Source organism: Gilliamella sp. X-23, from assembly GCF_057063545.1.
The window spans coordinates 12,409-34,284 of record NZ_JBXSQG010000002.1 but is presented as its reverse complement, the minus strand read 5'-3'; the positions used below and the strand labels follow the sequence as shown (position 1 = coordinate 34,284).

Genomic DNA, 21,876 nt, shown 5'->3' with positions numbered 1-21,876 from the left:
ACAATATGGCAACATCAAGTAAATTAGCAAAAATAATTAAAATTAGAGCTATTTCAGCTATATGGATTATTCCGATTGTTACTGCAATTGTGGGTATTTGGATAATCTATGCCCATTTTGCTGATAGAGGTACCTCGTTCACATTGCTCGCAAAAGACGCAAGTGGCATTATTGCAGGAAAAACGGTAATTAAAAACCGTAGCGTTGATGTTGGTATAGTTGATGAAGTAACTTTATCTGATGACTACAAACAAGTGGTAATAAAAGGCCGTATTTATAATGACATGGTTCCGTTACTTAAAAATGACTCAATTTTTTGGGTTGTTAAGCCTGAAATTGGTCGTGATGGAGTGACTGGACTAGGTACTATCTTATCGGGCGTTTATATCGAATTAGTTGCGGGAAGCGATACGCATAGTTTTCAACATAAACCTTTCGTGCTTTCTGATACACCACCATTGTCTGATCCAAGTATTAAAGGAATTCGTTTAAATTTAGAAAGTGAGCAAAATGGTGTGATCCCTCGAGGTGCTTCTGTTATGTTTCATGGCTATCGTGTAGGTAATGTTGAGACATCAGAATTTGATATTGAAGCACGTAAAATGAAATATCAAATATTTATTACAAAACCTTACGATGTGCTAGTAACACAAAATGTTCGTTTTTGGAAAGAAGGGGGGATAAATTTAACACTTTCATCTCAAGGTGCAAGCCTAGATGTACCTTCTTTAGATGTGTTAATGTCGGGGGGAATCAGTTTTGATTTACCAGATGGTTCTAAATTAGGTGCTCCTGCCGAACAAAATGCAGTTTATAAATTATATGAAGATAAAAAATCTATTAAAGATTCGCAATATACTGAATATAAAGAATTTCTTGTTATGCTTTCCGATTCTATATCTGGATTATCAGAAGGTGTACCAGTTGAATATCATGGTATTAGACTAGGTACAGTATCTAAAGTACCATTTTATACTGCAGAAATGTTAAAAAGATCCTCAATTTTAAATAAAAGGGTACCAATATTAATTCGAATTGAACCAGATCGCTTATCTGAATTAGTTGATGAAAAAATTGATATTGCCGCATTGATTATGAAAGAACAAGAAAATGGATTAAGAGCTTCACTAAAAACATCAAACATGTTCACCGGTGCGATGTATATAGATCTTGATTTTTATCCTGATCTGAAAAATAAATATGATCCAAAAATGGCAAAACAATTTGGTTACGATACTATTGAGGCGACTTCAACAGGAATTGCTCAAATTCAATCAAAAGTTATGCAGTTATTAGATAATTTTAACAATTTGCCTATTAATAATACGGTATCACAGCTTAATCACTCGCTCGCTTCAAGCCAACGCTTAATGGATTCATTAAATCGAGTTATGGCAAGTAAAGAGATGCAGAATATGCCAAAAGATCTGCAAAAAACATTACGCTCATTAAATGAAACAATGAAAGAATTACAACCAGGTTCTGAGCTCAACAATCAAATGAAAGAGAGTTTACAAAAAGTGCAACAGATGATGGATGAACTCACTCCATTACTCAATACGCTTAATGATAAGAGTAATGCACTAATTTTTTCTGCTCCATCGAAGAAAGATCAAGAACCCCAAGCAAAAGGTAAAAAATAATGAACAGAATATATAAAAAGTTATTTATAGCTATATTTATACCATTATTTGCCATATTAGTGGGTTGCTCAGCTGGTAACTCAAGTAAAAGTTATTTTCAACTCACTAGCAATTTACAGATTCCTGTATCGCAAAATATGAAAACCACGAATCAATTTATTTGGATTGAGTCGATTGATGTGGCGAGTTTTTTAAATAAACCTGGCATTGTATTACAAACCGATAATATCAAATATGAAACAGCAACGAACCATTTATGGATATCGACGCTATCTCAGCAATTACAAGACCGAGTAACGCAGGATTTAACTGCTATGTTACCCAATTATTTAGTGTCCAGTAAATCAATTACAACACCAACAATAACGGTAAAATTATTTATAGATAGCTTTCATGGCAGTTATATGGGGGATGCGATAATTAAAGGCCGATGGGTTGTTACTGACCGTAAAAATAATATTGAAATCAAACCATTTGAGCGCCATATTCCTTTAGCAACCAATGGTTATGATGCTTTAGTTAAAGCGTTATCAAAAGGATGGCAAGATGAAGAACTAGACTTTGCAAACTCAATAAAACATTAGTGTTACACTGACATTCCGTCAGCACGCTGACGGAATGTCTAAACTTAAATGGCAATAGATCTTAGTGACAATTTAAATTGACTAAAAACCTTATCATCAATGTCCACCCATTTACGAACACTATTGATAAAAGCGATTTTTTGGGCATTTACCAGATCATCTTTTAAAATCGTTTTTTCTAACAATTGATTGTGATCCAGATAAAATTGCCGCATGGTTCCAGCTAATAATCCCGATTCTTTTTTAGGTGTAACCCATTGATCATTAATCAATAGCGCGATATTACCATTAACAAATTCAGTTATCTCATTGTATTGATTAAAATTAATATATTCTTTTCCTACAGTTAAATCCGGAAAGTGCTCACGATTTGATGTTTTATGATACAAATAGACATTTTGGTTATCAACGCACTGTGTTGCAAGTTGAATTTCATTAATTTCTATCGGCCTGTTAATGATCTCTTTACTAATAGTGTAATGCCCATCTTTTTGCTGTAAGATTCTCACTTTATAAAGGTTGTTAGGCACTGAATTTGCTAACTTAATAAGTTGCAACTTAATTGTATTAATATCACAGTTAAAATCAAAATAATCAGCTGATTGAGCAAGTCTGCTTAAATGTTCATCTAATAATAAAAATTGTCCTTTTTCAAGCAACAACGATTCAATAATATATTTTGGGATAGAAGTAGTGCGATTTAAAATGGCTGTTTTCGCTAAGATCTCACTATATTCGTCTTGAGATGTTGAATCCCAAGTGATTCCACCACCAACACCATAGTGCATTTGTTTATTGTGTATGGTTAATGTACGAATTGGGATATTAAATATAGCTTTATTCATATAAGGTTCAACATAACCAATTGTCCCACAGTAAACTCCCCTGTGGGAGTTTTCAATATCTGCGATAATTTGCATGGTACTGGTTTTTGGGGCACCGGTAATTGAGCCACAAGGGAATAGGGCTTGAAAAATTTGATATAAACTGACATCTTCCTTCATTTCAGCTTGAATCGTTGAAGTCAATTGCCAAACGGTTGGATATTTTTCCGCTGAAAATAATTTCGGAACTGTCACCGTTCCTGGTTTTGCAATGCGACTTAAATCATTACGCAACAAATCAACAATCATCATGTTTTCAGCTTGATTTTTTTCAGAAAATAATAACTTTAATTGTTGTTTATCTTGTTGAATATTTAGGCCACGTGCTGTGGTCCCTTTCATTGGTTTTGTCGTAATAATGGTATTGTCTAACTTAAAGAATAATTCTGGTGAAATCGATAAAATATGATAATCGTCAAACTCAAGATAAGCGCAATAATCAGCCTGATTGTTTTTTTGTAGAAAATGGTAATAATCCATAGCGCTTTCATTAAATGGTGCGGTAAATTGAATGGTATAGTTGGTTTGATAAGTATTACCTGATTCAATTTGTGATCGAATAAAGGCAATTTTTTGATTATATTCATCTCTTGATGTATCGCTTATTAAATCAAAGCTTGGAGGTGTATAATCATTTAGTTCTATTTGTTCAACGATAGAAAAATGATCAAAAATACCAAATAACAATAGTGGTATACCTTGATGGACATCATTATTATGTTTTGTTTTATTTTCATTATTTAGCCCCGTTGCACTTTCATAAGCGAGATACCCAACCGCATAAAAACCTTGTTGCGTAAATTTTTCGATTAAATCGAATTGTTGTTGAATTGTCGAGTAATCATTTGATCTTAAAATGGCAATAGGATTGCAAAAATATTTATGCTGACCTTCAAAATCTATATAAATTTTCATATTAAGATTGCTCATGGACAAAATTATTAATCATTTGTAAACCTGATTCGGTTTTTATCGCTTCAGGGTGGAATTGAACTGACTCAATGGGTAACGTTTTATGACGTAATCCCATAATCAACCCTTGATTGTTTCTAGCGGTTACAATCAGGTGAGAATCTTCTTGTGAAAAATTATCACATGCAATTAATGAGTGATAGCGAACCACTGAAAGCGGGTTTTTGACTCCTTTAAATACCCCCTGACCATCATGCATTATTTCATCAACTTTACCGTGCATCGGTGTTGGTGCTTTGGCAATGTGGTACCCATAATATTGTGCAATGGCTTGATGTCCTAAACAAATTCCCAATATCGGATAAATATGAGCAAATTCGGCAATAATAGCAAGTGATATTCCTGCATTAACTGGTGCCCCTGGGCCAGGAGAAATGATAATTTTAGAAAAGCTTAGTTCTTTTATTTGTTCGATTGTTAGTTCGTCATTTTTGATAACTTTAACTTCGGCGCCAACTTGGCATAAATAATCGTTAATATTAAATGTAAAAGAATCATAATTATCTATTAATAATATCAAAATACAGTCCATTAATTACAAAACATATTGATTTAAAAACCGGTAACTGTAACAGTTAAAATCCAGTCGTAACAGGCTTTATTATATCGTTAATACACTTAAAAGAAGAAATCATTGCGATTTTACCCTCTTTTTATCTCTCTTTTATACTTAAACAATATTTTTAATGAAACTTTTTTACAAAAAGCAGTTTTTCTGTGATTGATTTCACAAAAACATACAACTCTACTTGTATGGTAGTATTTGAGTTGTTATTTTAATAACGTCTAAATTTACACGAGAGGTATTGAATGAAAATTGTAAAAGCAGATGTTTTTGTATGCAGTCCAGGAAGAAATTTTGTCACATTAAAAATAACCACCGACGAAGGAGTTTATGGTGTTGGTGATGCAACGCTTAATGGACGTGAATTGGCCGTAGCTTCTTATCTTAAAGATCATCTGTGCCCTCAACTAATTGGGCGTGATCCGCATCAAATAGAAGACATCTTCCAATATTTCTATAAAGGCGCCTATTGGCGTCGTGGTCCTGTGACTATGTCAGCTATTTCGGCCATTGATATGGCTCTGTGGGATATTAAAGGAAAATTAGCCAACATGCCTCTTTACCAGTTATTAGGAGGCGCGTCGCGCACAGGAGTTATGGTTTACTGTCATACTACTGGTGCAAGCATTGACGAAGCATTAGATGACTATGCTAAACATAAGGAAATGGGGTTTAAAGCAATTCGTGTGCAATGTGGCATACCGGGTATGAAGACAACCTATGGTCAAAGTAAAGGGAAAAACCTAGCTTATGAACCTGCCACTCGTGGCAACTACCCAGAAGAACAATGTTGGGCAACAGAGAAATACCTCGATTTTATGCCTAAATTGTTTGATGCCGTACGAAATAAATTTGGTTTTAATGAGCATCTACTACATGACATGCATCACCGTTTAACACCAATCGAAGCTGCTCGTTTTGGAAAAAGTATAGAAGATTACAGGCTGTTTTGGATGGAAGATCCGACACCGGCCGAAAATCAAGAATGTTTTCGTTTGATACGCCAACATACAGTCACTCCAATTGCAGTTGGTGAAGTGTTTAATAGCATCTGGGATTGCAAACAACTTATTCAAGAGCAATTGATTGATTATATTCGAACTACAATTACCCATGCTGGCGGTATTACTCATATGCGCCGTATTGCTGATTTTGCTGCACTTTATCAAGTAAGAACAGGATCCCACGGACCATCTGATTTATCCCCTATTTGCCATGCAGCTGCACTGCATTTTGATATGTGGGTACCTAATTTTGGTGTGCAAGAATTTATGGGTTATTCAGAGCAAATGCTAGAAGTCTTTTCACCAAACTGGACTTTTAATGATGGCTATATGCACCCAAGCGATAAACCAGGCCTTGGTATAGATTTCGATGAAAAACTTGCCGAAAAATATCCATACAAACCAGCTTACTTACCTATTGCTCGTTTAGAAGATGGTACGTTGTGGAATTGGTAAATTATAGGAGGTTATATGAAAAGTATTGTAATCAAACAACCTAATGAATTGGTAATTGAGGAACGAGAAGTTCCTCAGCCTGCAAATGGGGAAGTAAGAGTAAAAGTAAAATTAGCAGGTATTTGTGGTTCAGATAGCCATATATACCGCGGACATAACCCATTTGTTAAATATCCACGAGTTATTGGTCATGAATTTTTTGGTGTGATTGATGAAGTTGGTGAAGGGGTTGATAGATCTAGAATTGGAGAAAGAGTATCTGTCGATCCAGTTATTAGTTGTGGGCACTGCTATTCTTGTTTAGTAGGTCGTCCTAATGTTTGTACATCTCTTACTGTATTGGGTGTTCATCGAGATGGTGGATTTAGTCAGTACGCAGTAGTTCCAAGTAAAAATGCTTATGTTATCCCAGATGAAATTAGTGATGAGTTTGCAGTGATGATTGAACCATTTACTATCGCAGCAAATGCAACCAGCCATTTAAAACCAACTGAAAATGATATTGTACTAATTTATGGTGCAGGCCCAATGGGACTAACTTCAGTACAAGCGTTAAAAGGAGTTTATAACGTTAAAGAGGTCATTGTTGTTGATCGAATTGAAGAACGTTTAAATATGGCAAAAATTAGTGGTGCTGACAGAGTAATAAACAATACCTCTTTATCTTTAAAAGATGAGCTGGATAAGCTCAGTATTAAACCGACGGTTATTATAGATGCAGCCTGTCATCCATCCATTTTGCAAGAAGCAATTAGTATTGCATCACCAGCAGCAAGAATCTTGATTATGGGGTTCTCAAGTGATGCCTGTCAGATAACTCAGCAAGGTATTACAAGTAAAGAATTATCTATTTTTTCATCTCGATTAAATGCTAATAAATTTCCAGTTGTAATTGATTGGCTTAAGAAAAAATTAATTGACCCGCAAAAGTTAATCACACATCAATTCGATTATATGCAAGTCATTCAAGCGATAGAAACTTTTGAAAAAGATCAAAAACAGTGTTGCAAGGTGTTACTAACTATTAGCTAGGAATTTTTAAACACATTTTTATTGATGATCTTTTATATATAAAATTATAAGGCGAGTAAAATATGAATAACATAGGAAAGATTAAATGTGAAAGAAATGCTTCAGATTTAGTTAAAGCGGCTGTTTCTGGATGGCTTGGAACAGCATTAGAATTTATGGACTTTCAATTATATTCTTTAGGCGCTGCACTAGTATTTCGTGAAATATTTTTCCCCGAACAATCGGCAATTATGGCACTAATCTTAGCTATGGGAACCTATGGGGCAGGATACATTGCCCGAATTGTTGGTGCTTTTATCTTTGGACGAATGGGAGATGCAATTGGTAGAAAGAAAGTATTATTTATTACAATTACTATGATGGGTATTTGTACAACACTAATTGGTGTATTACCAACTTATGCTCAAGTAGGTATTTTAGCTCCTTTAATGTTGGTTCTCTTACGAATAGTTCAAGGTTTGGGTGCTGGTGCCGAAATTTCAGGGGCAGGCACTATGCTTGCAGAATATGCACCTATAGGAAAAAGAGGAATTATTTCTTCATTAGTTGCAATGGGCACTAATTGCGGTACATTGAGCGCTACCGCAATTTGGGCAGTTATGTTTTTTTGGTTAGATAAAGAACAGCTAATTGCATGGGGATGGAGAGTACCTTTCCTTGTAAGTGCGATCGTTATGATTTTTGCGATATGGCTTAGAATGAACTTAAAAGAAAGCCCTGTATTTGATGGTGTTAATGATGTAAATACCCAATCAATTAATGACAAACAACCAATCAAACACATTTCATTAGTTGAAATGATAAAAAGTAAATCATTTTGGCTAGCAACTGGTTTACGTTTTGGGCAAGCAGGAAATTCAGGGTTAATTCAAACTTTTTTAGCAGGTTACTTGGTGCAGGCTTTATTATTCGAAAAAGGTATACCTACAGATGCTTTAATGATTAGTTCTATTGTAGGATTTGTTACTATTCCTTTTTTAGGGTGGTTATCTGACAAAATTGGTCGACGAATTCCATATATTGTTTTGACTGTTTCTTCAATTATTCTTGCTTATCCAATGCTATCTATTGTTGTTGATAAAAGTTATTCAGTTAGCACTATAATGTTATGCTTAATTATTATTCATAACATTGCAGTACTAGGGTTATTTGCGCTAGAAAATATTACTATGGCGGAAATGTTTGGTGCTCGTAATCGCTTTACTCAAATGGCAATATCTAAAGAATCCGGAGGTCTTATTGCAGTTGGGTTTGGTCCTTTATTAGCCGGAATTTTCTGTAATATTGTCAACGATTGGTGGCCAATTGTTGTTATGATCATTGTTTATTCTTGTATTGGTCTGATATCAGCGATTTTTATGCCAGAAATTAAAGATCGTGATTTATCTGATTTAAATGATGCTGCATTATAATTTAAGGTTTTGAAGGAAAAATAATGAAACTATCAAATCTAACTTTATCACAACTACCTGAAAAGGTAGTTGTACCGAACTATGATAGAAATAAGCTTAAAACTAAAATAGTTCATCTTGGTTTTGGTGCTTTTCATCGTGCTCATCAAGCCGTTTTTACTGACATTTTGGCAACAAAATATGGAAGCGATTGGGGATATTGTGAAGTTAATTTAATCGGTGGTGAAAAACAAATTGAAGATTTAAAGCAGCAAGATTACCTATTTAGTGTGTGTGAAATGGCTTATGATAATTGGAATTCACGAGTTGTCGGGGTTGCCAAAGAGGCATTACATGCTGATATTGATGGTATTGCAAAAATATTAGAAGTTATGACACGCCCTGAAATCGCTATCATTTCAATAACTGTGACTGAAAAGGGATATTGTTATTTACCGTCAACGGCATCAATTGATCTAAATAACCCGCTGATTAAACACGATATTGAAAATGCAGCTAAACCGAAAACTGTTCCGGGTCTGATCGTTGAGGCATTACGTTTACGTAAAGAAAAAGGTTTAAAACCGTTTACGGTAATGTCTTGTGATAACATGCCAGAAAATGGTCATGTGACACGTAATGTTGTTTTGGCGTTAGCCAAACAACGTGATCCAAGTTTGGCTAGTTGGATCGACCAAAATGTGACATTCCCATCAACAATGGTTGACCGAATTGTACCTGCCGTGACACCTGAAACCATGGAAAAAATCCAAAAACAACTGGGTGGTATTGAAGATCCGGCTGGGGTTGCCGGCGAGCCATTTAAGCAATGGGTTATTGAAGATAACTTTGTTGCTGGCAGACCCGAGTGGCAAAAAGCCGGTGCTGAACTTGTTAGTGATGTCTTGCCTTATGAAGAGATGAAGCTACGTATGTTAAATGGTAGTCACTCGTTTTTAGCTTATTTAGGCTATTTAGCAGGTTATTTACATATTGATGAATGCATGCAAGATCCTAATTATGTGAAAGCTGCAAGACATTTGATGATAAATGAACAAGCAAGCACATTACGAGTAAAAGGAGTTGATTTACAGGCTTATGCCGATTCGTTGCTTGATCGTTATCGCAATACAGGTTTAAAACATCGTACTTGGCAAATAGCCATGGATGGTACTTTAAAATTACCCCAACGTATGCTCGATTCAGTCCGTTTTCATTTAGCGAATAACACACCTTTTGATTGTCTAGCTTTAGGTATTGCAGCTTGGATGAGATATGTAAGTGGGACTGATGATGCAGGTAAGATGATTGAGATAAGTGATCCAATTGCTGATAAGTTGAAAGAACTAGTAGCAAACAGCCAAGATAATCAAGAACGGGTAAAATCGCTATTGTCATTATCACATGTATTTGGTGATGATCTACCTAACAATAAATGTTTTGTTGAACAGGTAACTAAAGCTTATTTAGCTTTGCGGGATACTGGCGCTAAAAAGTCAGTTGAACAATTAGCAGAAAGTTTTTAAAGTTTTTTTTAAACATTACTAACACAACTAACATAATTAATAAAAACAAAGTGTAATTACCTGCAAGGGCGTTACACTTTTCACTTGTACTCCAATTTAGTACAAATAACCTTTCTATATTTATTTCATTGAAATAGCAACACATTTCAAACAAAAAATTAAGGCGTAAGTGTTTTTTAAATTCAACGGAAGGCAAGTAGCCTAACGAAGAATGTAATCGTTTATGATTGTACCAATAGGCATAAGCCGAAAAAGCGCGTTGTAACTCAGCCGTTGAGTTTAAGCGATTAACTCTTATTCTTTTTGTTGATGTGGCACCCTATTATACAAATAAGTCAAATTCTATTAATAATACATTTTCAACAATCGCGCAAAATGATATTCACACACAAATTAATTCATTAGTAGCATCAAATGAAGATAAAATAAAGATTCGCCTTGACACTCAAAATTTACTTGATTGTGCGCATGAAGTTTGTGAAAAACACCTTTACCATGATGATATAAAACAAGATTTTATTGATGATATTAATAATTTTGCCACGCACATTGTAAATCAAGTCGAAAGCGGAGCGATGAGTTATGAACAAGGCTCAGAAGCGATAAAATCTGAAGAAAAGAGTTTATGGGATCAAAGTATTCACTGGATAGGTCGGGGACTAAGTGTTTTAGGTGGTGCAGGCTTGATGGTGACGGGGGTTGCAATGTGCACAACTGGTATGGGTTGTATACTTGGCTCATATGTAGCAGCGCATGGAGTTAATAGTATTCAAGAAGGGATAACCGATGAAGATGGTTTTTTAAAATCAGTGTATCAAAATGCGGCGGTAGGATTAGGAATGTCTAAAGAGGCCGGTTCTTTGGCTTATGATTTAGTTGATATCGGTATATCCGTACATGGTAAACTTAAATTAGTTCCTAAAATAGATAAAAGTTTTGCAATTAATCAATTTAATCGCGCTAATTCAGCAAAATTCAAATTATTTCATTATGGTAGAAAGGATTTGACACGAGCATATAGACAGATGAATAAATGGTTGTTAGGTTCTGAAATATTTAGTGATGGTATATCATTATATGAAATTTATCAAGAGGCTGAAAATATATTAGTTAAAGATAATGAAAGTAGTGAGACAAATTTATATATTTCAAAACCAGAAAAGATTGATAATATAGAGAAAATTGTAGATAGTTGTACAATAGTAATACGTGTTACAGGTAGTGAATCTGATGTAGATGACCAACCTAATTACTCGTTGTGTACGCGCTTGGATGGTACTACATATCGGCAATATTTTGATGGCCATATTGAAGAAGGTTCTATTGAATAACAGGAATAACACAGATGATTATATTGATTTACATTGCGTATTACTTTTTCTCTATTTTGCCTATTATTATTACTTATCGCTTTAGAAAATATACAATAAGTGATTATCAATATAATAAAAAGTTGAAATGGCAAAGGTGCATTATGTTGGTTTTTAATTATGTTGCTGCAGCTGTTCAAATTATAATTGGATATGAACTTAAACGTATCGCTCGTTCTAATGAAGATTATGGTCCTCTTGCATTATCAGCATATATATTTTTAATTATTTATAACTTTTTTTCAATATCCTGGTTAGAAAGCCCAAAAGAGTATTTAAAAAAGAAAAAGAAAAAATGGAAATAATAATGAATTTAGTGAAGTTAGCTTTCCACCATTAACAACTAGAGAAATAACATAGATGATTATATTGATATACATTGCGTATTACTTTTTCTCTATTTTGCCTATTATTATTACCTATCGCTTTAGAAAATATACAATAAGTGATTATCAATATAATAAAAAGTTGAAATGGCAAAAACGCATCATGTTGTTTTTAAATTATATCGTTGCTTTTTTCGAGGCGTTTATTGCCGGACATAGAAAAACAATCCATAACTATAGTTCTGACTATGAGCTTTTACTTTTCTCATCAGGAATATTTATTTGTATTTACATTTTTAGCATAGGGTGGTTAGAAAGCCCAAAAGAGTATTTAAAAAAGAAAAAATGGAAATAATAATGAATTTAGTGAAGTTAGCTTTCCACTATTAACAACTAGAGAAATAACACAGATGATTGTATTGATTTACATTGCGTATTACTTTTTTTCAATTATGCCTATTATTATTGCTTATCGTTTTAGACAATATACAATAAGTGATTATCAATATAATAGACGTTTGAAATGGCAAAGGCGCATCATGTTGGTTTTCAATTATATTGCTCTGGGTATCCAAATTATAATTGCATGTGAACTCGAACGTATCGTTCGTTCTAATCAAGATTATGGCCCTCTTTTATTATCAGCATGTATATTTTTAATTATTTATAATTTTTTTACAATATCCTGGTTAGAAAGCCCAAAAGAGTATTTAAAAAAGAAAAAGAAAAAATGGAAATAATAATGAATTTAGTGAAGTTAGCTTCCCACCATTAACAACTAGAGAAATAACACAGATGATTGTATTGATTTACATTGCGTATTACTTTTTCTCTATTTTGCCTATTATTATTACTTATCGCTTTAGAAAATATACAATAAGTGATTATCAATATAATAAAAAGTTGAAATGGCAAAGGTGCATTATGTTGGTTTTCAATTATATTGCTCTGGGTATCCAAATTATAATTGTAAGTGAACTTAAAATTATAGTCCGTTCTAATCAAGATTATGGTCCTCTTTTATTATCAGCATTTATATTTCTAATTGTTTATAGTCTTTTTCCAATATCCTGGTTAGAAAGCCCAAAAGAGTATTTAAAAAAGAAAAAGAAAAAATGGAAATAATAATGAATTTAGTGAAGTTAGCTTTCCACCATTAACAACTGTCGCATTACCTTCCAAACAAATTGTAGAAATTCCTCACATTGTTTACAGTAATTTGAGAAACGACTGTAATGAATATACATAAAAAAACAAAATTAACGCCTTATCACAGACAAGAAATATGGCGCTTATATCATAAAGAAAAAATAACGGTCACCAATTTGGCTAAACGCTATAACAAAATCTATCCGGGTGAAATACTACACGTTGATACCAAACGTTTACCTGTACTTAAAAATGAAACAAAACAGCAAACTCGATAATACCGTCTATTGATATCAATTTGATGTTAATTGGTTTTTTACATAAACATGGTGCGATCCTAAAACTTTTTCACAAAAATGACGCTGTCTTGATTTGTTTAGATAAACTGCGTGATAACCAGCGTATCAATCAAAAATCGACAAAAATCACCTGCAACGACAATTTGATGTAGGTGATAAAGAACAAATTGTTGTTGCGGATTTAACCTAATGACAAAGGGTAGCGGAAGCGACATTTAAAACAATTAAAACGGAATTTGTAAAAGGCCAACGTTTCAACTCAACGGCTGAGTTACAATGCGCTTTTTCGGTTTATGCTTATTGGTATAATCATAAACGATTATATTCTTCGTTAGGCTATTTGCCTCCCGTTAAATTTAAAAAACACTTACCCCTTAATTTTTTGTTTGAAAATGTGTTTCCATTCTAATCAAAAAAACTTTTCTTATACCTAAAAATATCCTACTATTCTCCCTTATTTTGTTCCTTACCATAAGAATGATATATGTTTAAATCTGCCGACTTAAATATTTCAGAACCAGTTAATCAACAAATTTACCGTAAATTAAGAAAAGCGATTATTACTTGTCAAGTATTGCCTGGTGTTTTACTGTCAGAAAAAGAAATTTCTAGTCAATTTAGTGTTTCAAGGCAACCGGTTAGAGAAGCGTTCATTAAATTAGCTGAAGCGGGACTTGTGCAAATTCTTCCTCAACGAGGAACATTTGTTACAAAAATATCGATTAAAAAAGTTATTGATGGCCAATTTATCCGAGATGCTGTTGAGTGTGCAATTATTAAACAAGCTGCACTAAGGATTAGTGAGGCAGATATTTTATTGCTACAAAAAAATCTTGATGAACAAAAAGAAGCTAATAAACATAAGAATATTCATTATTTTCTTGAAAAAGATGATGAGTTTCATCAAATTTTAATGAATGTGATAGACTGCCAAATGGCTTGGGAAAGTGTCGAGAACATTAAAGCAATGATGGATAGAGTCAGATTTCTTTCATTAGAACAGATTTCTCCGCCAGAGGATCTTGTTAAACAACACGAAAAAATTCTGATAGCTTTAAAAAATCATGATCCTGAGCTTGCTGCTATAGCTCAACATGAACATTTATCGGCTATTTTAGAGACAATAAAAATAGTGTCTAAGCAGAAAAATGAATGGTTTGTTGATTAGTATTTATTAAAGCTATGGATTGTTCTTTTTGTTGTAAATAAATATGTCGTTTATCTTTTTTATAACTTGATTTATTTGAATGATTATTTATTTTTACGCAAATAGCCTAAAGCGCCAGCAATCTTTATTGTCCATATTCCATTTTTAAACATTAAAGGAAACGTTGCTCGACTGCTTGCATTAGGTCCTGGGTTTTGTTGCACTATTTCGATTTCGGTATCAGTTACTTTACTGATAATAGCTACATGCCCATAGCTAGACCAATTAAGGACAACAATATCATCCACCTGCGGTTTAGTAGGTGAGCCATTGTGGAATTGTAATAAATTGCGTTGTCGATTAATTTTGCCATCAGCAACTAATGGATCAAAGAAATCTTTTGCATGCCCATAGCTATTAGGCATTTTGTGATTAAAGCGTTGATAATAATAGCGTTTAATAAATTCAACACATTGATATTTCAAACCTAAGTTATAGCCGTCTTTAGCAATATTTCTTCCACTTACATTATTGATGCTACCGTTATAATAGACTTTCACACCATTAAATTCGTCAACGACTTTACCAATTTGGGGGTTATTAATTTCAACATTGGCAAAAGCACACGAATAAAGTATATAGTAGCTTAATATTGATAATAGCAAAAATAAGAACAGACTTTTTTTATAGTTTAATAGCATTTTTTATTTCCATTGTTTTTATAATCTATTATTAATTCTAATTGTTATTTTATTAAAAAAACAAAATAAAAAAAATCTAAATAATAACAACTTAATAGTAATATTATTACGTTATTTTATATTAAACGTACTAGTGTAGTAATTATGAGTACAATAACATCTATTTTTGTATAAGTTAGTGACTTATGATCATGAATGATTATTTTCTGCTGACAATTTGTATAATCCTATTCATCATTACGATAACTATGTTTGAGTTAATAATAGCGGAGGGATTGTAGGATGATTAAGAAAGTTAAAATAAATGTGAAAGGACGAGTGCAAGGTGTTGGATTTCGTTTTTTTACATATCAGCAAGCGCAACAGCTTGGTTTGGTTGGATATGTCCGGAACTTAGATAATGGCGAGGTTGAAATTATTGCTCAAGGTAATAGTTTACAAATAGCAAAATTAACACAATGGATTGAAAATGGCGGACCTGCTTCGTCACGTATTTCGCATGTAAAAATTTATGAATTATTGCCACAAAACGATTTAACTTCTTTTAATGTTCGATATTAATTTAACGAAAAATAAAGTAAAATATATAAAATTTTGAACATTCGAAATAATAATTTCTTATTAACGTGATTAACGTATGTTATGAATAAAAAAAATCTGATCTGCCTTTTACTTCTTATTGCTGTTATCGGTGTTTATTACAATTATCAAAAAGGAGATGGGGTTGCAAGCCAATCTACCCAAGATATATCAGATAAACCGATTTATCAAAGTGATGAGATGTTGACAGATATTTACGACTTATCAGGTGAACTTGTGTATAAAATTGAGTCGAGTCATGTTAGGCATTATGATGATTCAGATAATACTGAATTTGATTTGCCTAATTTCACCATTTATGATCAACAGAATGTAGCTACATGGCATATTAAAGCAAAGAAAGCGACGTTAACGAGTAATAAATTTTTGTACCTTTATCATGATGTACAGTTAGATAATTTGACACAAGAAGCTCAATTAAAACAAGTGAAAACAGATAATGCAGTGGTAGATTTAACTTCACAGTTAGTTACATCAAAAGATCCTGTCATCATTAATGGGGTGGGGTTTTATTCAACCGGTATTGGTTTAGCTGGCGATTTACGTGCAAAAACGGCTAACATACTTGAAAATGTAAAAACATATTATAACACCGAGGCAAAATAAAACATGAGTTCGCTAAAAAAAATTGTTTGCTCCTTCATTTTATTGCTACCTATCTCTTTAAGTAGTTTTGCAAATGAACCGATTACGCAATCAGAAAATCCTAAGATATTTGCCGATAATAAACCCATTGCAATTGATGCTGATAATCAACAAATTGATATTGAAAATAATACTATTACATTTATTGGCAATGTGGTGATTGTTCAAGACGGATTAACCATAAAAGCGGATAAAGTTGTTATCACTGAAATGCAAGATACAGAAAAACAAAAAATTACAGCTTATGGTAATCCAGTGAATTATAAGCAAATTTTGCCTCAAAATAATAAAGTTGTCACAGGACATTCTTCACAAGTGATTTACAATGTCAAACAAAATAATATTGTTTTACAAGGTAATGCTGAATTATTTCAACAAGATAATCATATTATTAGTGATCAGATTACTTACGACGTCAAAAAACAGCAAATATTTGCACAGCCAGGTAAAAATGGGCGAGTAAAAAGCACTATCATCCCAAATCAAGTTAAAGAGATGAACAAGTAAAATGTCAATTTTAAAAGCGGAAAATCTAGCCAAAGTATACAAAAAACGACGTGTTGTTGAAGATGTCAGTTTAACCGTTAATTCAGGCGAAATCGTTGGACTATTGGGGCCTAATGGTGCTGGTAAAACCACCACTTTTTATATGGTGGTTGGTATTGTGACCTTAAATGCGGGTAAAATTTACCTTGATGATCATGATATCAGTATTTTACCTTTACATGAGAGAGCACAAAAAGGCATCGGCTATTTACCGCAAGAGGCCTCTATTTTCAGAAAATTGTCTGTAATTGATAACATTATGGCAATTTTAGAAACGCGCAAAGATATTGATAAAAATGAAAAAATTGACCGTGCTGAAGAATTACTTGAAGAGTTCCATATTACGCATATTCGTGACAGTATAGGGCAATCTTTATCAGGTGGTGAAAGGCGACGAGTTGAAATTGCTCGCGCGTTAGCGGCTAATCCTAAATTTATTTTGCTTGATGAGCCTTTTGCTGGTGTCGATCCGATTTCGGTCATCGATATCAAAGGTATCATTAAACATCTCCGTGATCGGGGTTTAGGTGTATTAATAACTGATCACAATGTGCGTGAAACGTTAGATGTTTGTGAGCGTGCTTATATTGTAAACAAAGGACATTTAATTGCTGAAGGTTCGCCTAATGATATTTTAAGTAACGAATATGTAAAACGCGTTTACTTAGGAAACGAGTTCAGGCTATGATAAAACCTAGTTTACAACTGAAAGTATCTCAACAATTGTCTATGACGCCACAATTACAATTGGCGATTCGGTTACTACAGTTGTCAACTTTAGAACTCCAACAAGAGATTCAAACTGCTCTAGAAAATAATCCATTGCTTGAAATTGCTGATCAATATGACGAAATTAACGTTGAACAAAGCGATGACATTGAACATATTGATACGCGGGAAGCTTTAGATAGCCGAGAGATCCCCGACGATATCCCATTAGATGCATCGTTAGATGATATCTATACCGCAGGAACCCCATCAGGAACGAATTCAGATTATCGTCATGATGAGTTACCTATTTACCAAGGTGAAACTCACGAAACATTACATGATTATTTAGAATGGCAGCTTGAACTCTCTCCATTTAGTGATACTGATAGGGCTATAGCCATTTCGATTATTGAAGCTATTGATGAACGGGGCTATTTAACGGTTACCACAGAAGAAATACTTGAAGGGCTGGGTAATGATGAAATTGAGCTTGCTGAAGTTGAAGCCGTATTAAAGCGCATTTTAAATTTTGATCCGATTGGCGTTGGGGCCAGAACTTTGCAAGAGTGTTTGTCTATTCAAGTGCAACATTTAACACCACCGTTATTTGTTCATCAACTAATTGATAAATACATCGATTTATTGGCTAGTCATGATTATAGAACATTAAAAAAAATATTAGGCGCTAGCGATGAGCAGTTAAAAGAAGCAGTCAATTTTATTCAAAATTTACAGCCATATCCTGGTGATTCAGTTAATACTACACCACCAGATTATGTGATCCCTGATGTTTTAGTAAAAAAAGTGAATGGAAACTGGGGTGTCGATTTGAATAATGACACCATGCCGCGCTTACGTATTAATCAGCAATATGCTGCAATGGAAAAGATAGCAAATGAAAGTGATAGTCAGTATATTCGATCACATTTGCAAAATGCGAATTGGTTTATTAAAAGTATTGAAAATCGTAATGAAACATTACTTAAAGTAAGTCAATTTATTGTTGAGCATCAGCAAGCATTTTTTGAACACGGTACTGAATACATGAAACCAATGATTTTGTCTGATGTTGCAACGGCAATTGATATGCATGAATCAACGATTTCCCGTGTGACAACACAGAAATATTTACAATGCCCTACAGGAATATTTGAATTAAAATTCTTTTTTTCTAGTCATGTAAACACAGAATCAGGTGGTGAAGCCTCATCGACGGCTATTCGTGCTTTAATTAAAAAATATATATTAGCAGAAGATAGCAAAAAACCGTTAAGTGATAGTAAATTGGCCGCAATGCTTGAAGAGCAAGGTATAATTATTGCTCGTCGAACTGTAGCAAAATACCGCGAAGCCTTATCAATTCCTTCATCAAGCCAACGTAAACAGCTTTAAATTTAAAACTGTTTACGGCAACGGATTATTTTAAATGACTTTTTCAGTTTCAATAATCATCATATCCGTAGTAAAAGAACCATCAGCTTGAAGTTCAAAATAACTTTTTGTATCGTCAGCTGCTGTTTCTTGGTAAATTCGTATTGCCTCAATTAACTGTTCAGGAGTACGCATTCGTTTAACCCATGTATCAAAAGAGAGTGTTAAACGGTGGCGAGCTATATTATTAATGACAAAACCTGATTCAGTTAAAAAGGTTAACCACTCACCGGGGGTATAGTCGCGAACGTGTGATGTGTCACGCAAGGCTTCAACAGTTTGTAGCCAAATATCTAGTACAGGATGACCAGGTGAAACAACATCCATAATAATTAATTTACCACCAGGTTTAGTTATGCGATGGAGCTGTCGAATACTTTTGCCCACATCATGCCAGTGATGTGCTGAATAACGGCTGACAACAATATCAAATTGATTATCAGCAAAAGGTGGATATTCAGCATAACCCTGCTTAACGGTTATATTTTGTAAACCGCGCTCTTTTGCTGTTTGCTCTACAACCGATAACATTTCATTTGAAAGATCATAGGCAGTAACATGTTTAACATATTTTGCTGCAATAAAACTGACATGACCTGCGCCACATCCCATATCAAGTAGACTTGCCTCGGAATGTGGTATAAGTAGGTTAGATAAATATTCAAGATCAGGCCCTTGAGCATGTACTTTACTGGTTAAATAAGCATTGGCTTGTTCGCCAAACTGCTGTTTTACATTGTCATGATGTGTTGCCATTGTTTATTCTCATTATTGGGCGCAAATAAGCGCCCAAAAGTTAAAGTTAAGCTAAAAATGAAGGGATTTTCTGTTCAAAGTCGCTAATCGCTTCTTCATGTTGTAAGGTTAAGCCAATATTATCTAACCCATTTAACAAGCAATGACGTTTAAAAGCATCGATTTTAAATGTATATTGCTTGTCGCCGGCAATAACAACTTCATTGACTAAATCAATGGTAAACTCAATGCCTTCATTGGCTTCGACAATTTTAAACAGCTCATTGACATCCTCTTCGGATAAATTAACCAATAATAACTGATTGTTAAATGAGTTATTGTAAAAAATATCGGCAAAGCTTGAACCAATAATAGTCTTAAAACCATAATCAGCTAATGCCCAAGGGGCATGTTCACGAGAAGAACCGCATCCAAAATTTTCACGTGCTAATAAAATGCTGGCACCTTTATAGCGGGGTTTATTCAAGACAAATTCAGGATTAGGCTGTTCGCCAGCATCATCTAAAAAGCGCCATTCATGAAAGGCATGTTGACCAAATCCAGTACGTGTTACTTTCTGTAAAAACTGTTTTGGAATGATTGCATCTGTATCAACATTAGCCGCATCCAAAGGAACAACTAATCCGGTATGTTTTGTAAATTTAGCCATGACAAGTCTCCTTAAAACGGTTTGCGAATATCAGTAAAATGACCAGTAATAGCCGCTGCAGCAGCCATAGCAGGGCTGACTAAATGTGTTCTGGCATCCCGCCCTTGGCGGCCTTCAAAATTACGATTACTAGTTGATGCGCAGCGATCCCCTGGTGCTAATTTATCGTCATTCATTGCAAGGCACATTGAACAGCCCGGCAACCGCCATTCAAAACCAGCGTCGATAAAAATTTTATCTAATCCTTCGGCTTCGGCTTGTTCTTTGACAGGACCTGAGCCTGGCACGACTAATGCTTGTACACCTTCTGCCACTTTACGACCCTTAGCAATTTGCGCCGCTGCGCGTAAATCTTCAATTCTCGAATTTGTACATGAGCCAATAAACACTTTATTGATCTTAATATCTGTCATTTTGGTGCCTGCGGTTAATCCCATATAAGTTAATGCGCGTTCTGCGGAATGTTTCTCGATAGGATCAGAAAAAAACTCGGGATTGGGTACTGTTGCATCAATGGACGTGACTTGACCCGGATTTGTTCCCCAAGTGACTTGAGGTGCAATATCTTTACCTTCAAGTGTGACCACGGTATCAAACTGCGCACCGTCATCGGTTTTTAGAGTTTTCCAATAGGCAACAGCTTTTTCAAAATCTTCCCCTTTTGGTGAAAATTGACGACCTTTTAAGTACTCAAAAGTCACTTCATCTGGCGCAATAATGCCAGCTTTAGCCCCCATCTCGATTGCCATATTGCATAATGTCATGCGTCCTTCCATTGATAATGATTTAATGGCATCACCACAAAATTCAACCACATGCCCAGTACCACCAGCACTAGTGGTTTTACCAATAATCGCTAATATAATATCTTTGGCCGTGATTCCTTCAGCTACTTGACCTTTGACCTCGATTTTCATGGTTTTAGCCCGACCTTGTTTTAAGGTTTGAGTGGCTAAGACATGCTCAACTTCAGAGGTGCCAATCCCGAATGCTAGTGCGCCAAATGCACCATGAGTTGCGGTATGTGAATCACCACACACAATAGTCATACCGGGTAAAGTCATACCTTGTTCAGGACCGACCACATGGACAATACCACGTAATGGGCTTTGTAAATCATATAACGAAACACCAAACTCTTTGGCATTTTTTGCCAGTTCAGTTAATTGAATGCGAGCCATTTCGCTGCAAGCATTTAAATCATTACTTTTGGTTGAAGTATTATGATCCATGGTTGCAAAAGTTTTATGAGGCTGACGCACTTTACGATTCATTGCACGCAAACCATCAAATGCTTGTGGAGAGGTGACTTCATGCACTAAATGACGATCAATATATAAAATAGGTGTTTCGTTTGGTGCTTCATAAACGACATGTGCATCATATAATTTTTGATACAGTGTTTTTGACATTGCATATTCCTTATTATTTTTACAACAAGTACTAACGAATTAGTTTATCGCATTATTTTATTTACGGTTGTAATCAA

General features: G+C 34.3%; 22 protein-coding genes and 2 pseudogenes. 17 read left to right on the top strand and 7 right to left on the bottom strand.

Features of this window, described 5'->3' with window-relative positions; all coding sequences use genetic code 11:
• The first annotated feature begins 5 nt into the window (after positions 1-5).
• Together pqiB and ACYH9I_RS01830 are read left to right on the top strand one after the other, a co-directional pair.
• Positions 6-1,643 (top strand): intermembrane transport protein PqiB, encoded by a 1,638-nt coding sequence (gene pqiB / locus ACYH9I_RS01835; protein WP_483558468.1) that lies wholly within the window; start codon positions 6-8, stop codon positions 1,641-1,643.
• Positions 1,643-2,227, top strand: a complete 585-nt coding sequence (locus ACYH9I_RS01830) for a PqiC family protein (RefSeq protein WP_483558467.1) — start codon at positions 1,643-1,645, stop codon at positions 2,225-2,227. Before pqiB ends, ACYH9I_RS01830 begins: the two co-directional genes overlap by 1 nt.
• 44 nt (positions 2,228-2,271) lie before the next feature.
• Here the strand turns inward: ACYH9I_RS01830 and pabB are convergent, their stop codons facing one another.
• Positions 2,272-4,026, bottom strand: a complete 1,755-nt coding sequence (gene pabB, locus ACYH9I_RS01825) for an aminodeoxychorismate synthase component I (RefSeq protein ID WP_483558465.1) — start codon at positions 4,024-4,026, stop codon at positions 2,272-2,274.
• 1 nt (position 4,027) lies between these two features.
• Positions 4,028-4,603: an anthranilate synthase component II gene (locus tag ACYH9I_RS01820; RefSeq protein WP_483558464.1), complete on the bottom strand. Its 576-nt coding sequence runs from the start codon at positions 4,601-4,603 to the stop codon at positions 4,028-4,030.
• Positions 4,604-4,893: 290 nt separating this feature from the next.
• On the opposite strand from ACYH9I_RS01820, the gene manD reads away from it, so the two are divergent.
• The 4 genes from manD (at position 4,894) to ACYH9I_RS01800 (ending at position 10,057) form a co-directional block, all read left to right on the top strand.
• Entirely contained in the window at positions 4,894-6,108 is a 1,215-nt protein-coding gene (gene manD, locus ACYH9I_RS01815; protein ID WP_483558462.1) for a D-mannonate dehydratase ManD, read from the top strand.
• A 15-nt stretch (positions 6,109-6,123) separates the two neighbouring features.
• The gene (locus tag ACYH9I_RS01810; protein WP_483558460.1) at positions 6,124-7,140 is read left to right on the top strand and encodes a Zn-dependent oxidoreductase; all 1,017 of its coding nucleotides are present in this window, start codon (positions 6,124-6,126) and stop codon (positions 7,138-7,140) included.
• A gap of 62 nt (positions 7,141-7,202) precedes the next feature.
• Positions 7,203-8,552, top strand: coding sequence for an MFS transporter (locus tag ACYH9I_RS01805; RefSeq protein WP_483558458.1), 1,350 nt, complete (start codon positions 7,203-7,205; stop codon positions 8,550-8,552).
• 23 nt (positions 8,553-8,575) lie between these two features.
• Complete coding sequence (locus ACYH9I_RS01800) at positions 8,576-10,057, top strand: mannitol dehydrogenase family protein (protein WP_091349081.1); 1,482 nt, start codon at positions 8,576-8,578, stop codon at positions 10,055-10,057.
• Here ACYH9I_RS01800 and ACYH9I_RS01795 read toward each other — a convergent pair.
• A complete protein-coding gene (locus tag ACYH9I_RS01795; protein ID WP_483558713.1) occupies positions 10,020-10,355 on the bottom strand; it encodes an IS3 family transposase in 336 nt (111 codons plus the stop codon). The two genes, ACYH9I_RS01800 and ACYH9I_RS01795, sit on opposite strands and share 38 nt — an antisense overlap.
• Positions 10,356-10,368: 13 nt before the next feature.
• On the opposite strand from ACYH9I_RS01795, the gene ACYH9I_RS01790 reads away from it, so the two are divergent.
• The 6 genes and pseudogenes from ACYH9I_RS01790 to ACYH9I_RS01765 all read left to right on the top strand — a co-directional run bounded on the left by ACYH9I_RS01790 (position 10,369) and on the right by ACYH9I_RS01765 (position 14,369).
• Positions 10,369-11,388: a DUF4225 domain-containing protein gene (locus ACYH9I_RS01790; RefSeq protein ID WP_483558456.1), complete on the top strand. Its 1,020-nt coding sequence runs from the start codon at positions 10,369-10,371 to the stop codon at positions 11,386-11,388.
• Positions 11,389-11,402: 14 nt separating this feature from the next.
• Complete coding sequence (locus ACYH9I_RS01785) at positions 11,403-11,732, top strand: hypothetical protein (protein WP_483558454.1); 330 nt, start codon at positions 11,403-11,405, stop codon at positions 11,730-11,732.
• 431 nt (positions 11,733-12,163) lie between these two features.
• On the top strand, positions 12,164-12,493 hold the full coding sequence (locus ACYH9I_RS01780; RefSeq protein ID WP_483558452.1) for a hypothetical protein: 330 nt from the start codon (positions 12,164-12,166) through the stop codon (positions 12,491-12,493).
• A gap of 495 nt (positions 12,494-12,988) precedes the next feature.
• Positions 12,989-13,177 (top strand): annotated as a pseudogene (locus ACYH9I_RS01775) (hypothetical protein); the annotation flags it as partial.
• Between the two features lie 238 nt (positions 13,178-13,415).
• Positions 13,416-13,610, top strand: a pseudogene (locus ACYH9I_RS01770) (IS3 family transposase); the annotation flags it as partial.
• Positions 13,611-13,685: 75 nt separating this feature from the next.
• Positions 13,686-14,369, top strand: coding sequence for a GntR family transcriptional regulator (locus ACYH9I_RS01765; RefSeq protein WP_483558451.1), 684 nt, complete (start codon positions 13,686-13,688; stop codon positions 14,367-14,369).
• A gap of 83 nt (positions 14,370-14,452) precedes the next feature.
• On the opposite strand, the gene ACYH9I_RS01760 is transcribed toward ACYH9I_RS01765, so the two are convergent.
• A complete protein-coding gene (locus tag ACYH9I_RS01760) occupies positions 14,453-15,049 on the bottom strand; it encodes a CHAP domain-containing protein (protein WP_091349107.1) in 597 nt (198 codons plus the stop codon).
• Between the two features lie 282 nt (positions 15,050-15,331).
• Between ACYH9I_RS01760 and yccX the strand changes: the two genes are divergently transcribed.
• From yccX to ACYH9I_RS01735, 5 genes are all read left to right on the top strand, one after another.
• A complete protein-coding gene (gene yccX / locus ACYH9I_RS01755) occupies positions 15,332-15,610 on the top strand; it encodes an acylphosphatase (RefSeq protein ID WP_174786400.1) in 279 nt (92 codons plus the stop codon).
• Positions 15,611-15,691: 81 nt separating this feature from the next.
• On the top strand, positions 15,692-16,255 hold the full coding sequence (gene lptC / locus ACYH9I_RS01750; protein WP_091349112.1) for an LPS export ABC transporter periplasmic protein LptC: 564 nt from the start codon (positions 15,692-15,694) through the stop codon (positions 16,253-16,255).
• 3 nt (positions 16,256-16,258) lie between these two features.
• On the top strand, positions 16,259-16,801 hold the full coding sequence (lptA, locus tag ACYH9I_RS01745; protein WP_483558450.1) for a lipopolysaccharide transport periplasmic protein LptA: 543 nt from the start codon (positions 16,259-16,261) through the stop codon (positions 16,799-16,801).
• A gap of 1 nt (position 16,802) precedes the next feature.
• Complete coding sequence (gene lptB / locus ACYH9I_RS01740; RefSeq protein ID WP_091349119.1) at positions 16,803-17,528, top strand: LPS export ABC transporter ATP-binding protein; 726 nt, start codon at positions 16,803-16,805, stop codon at positions 17,526-17,528.
• Positions 17,528-18,943, top strand: coding sequence for an RNA polymerase factor sigma-54 (locus ACYH9I_RS01735; protein ID WP_483558712.1), 1,416 nt, complete (start codon positions 17,528-17,530; stop codon positions 18,941-18,943). Before lptB ends, ACYH9I_RS01735 begins: the two co-directional genes overlap by 1 nt.
• 30 nt (positions 18,944-18,973) lie before the next feature.
• On the opposite strand, the gene ACYH9I_RS01730 is transcribed toward ACYH9I_RS01735, so the two are convergent.
• The 3 genes from ACYH9I_RS01730 to leuC are packed head-to-tail and all read right to left on the bottom strand — an operon-like array spanning position 18,974 to position 21,799.
• Complete coding sequence (locus tag ACYH9I_RS01730; RefSeq protein ID WP_483558448.1) at positions 18,974-19,738, bottom strand: class I SAM-dependent methyltransferase; 765 nt, start codon at positions 19,736-19,738, stop codon at positions 18,974-18,976.
• Between the two features lie 46 nt (positions 19,739-19,784).
• The gene (gene leuD, locus ACYH9I_RS01725; protein ID WP_483558447.1) at positions 19,785-20,387 is read right to left on the bottom strand and encodes a 3-isopropylmalate dehydratase small subunit; all 603 of its coding nucleotides are present in this window, start codon (positions 20,385-20,387) and stop codon (positions 19,785-19,787) included.
• An 11-nt stretch (positions 20,388-20,398) separates the two neighbouring features.
• A complete protein-coding gene (gene leuC / locus ACYH9I_RS01720) occupies positions 20,399-21,799 on the bottom strand; it encodes a 3-isopropylmalate dehydratase large subunit (RefSeq protein WP_483558445.1) in 1,401 nt (466 codons plus the stop codon).
• Between the last annotated feature and the right edge of the window lie 77 nt (positions 21,800-21,876).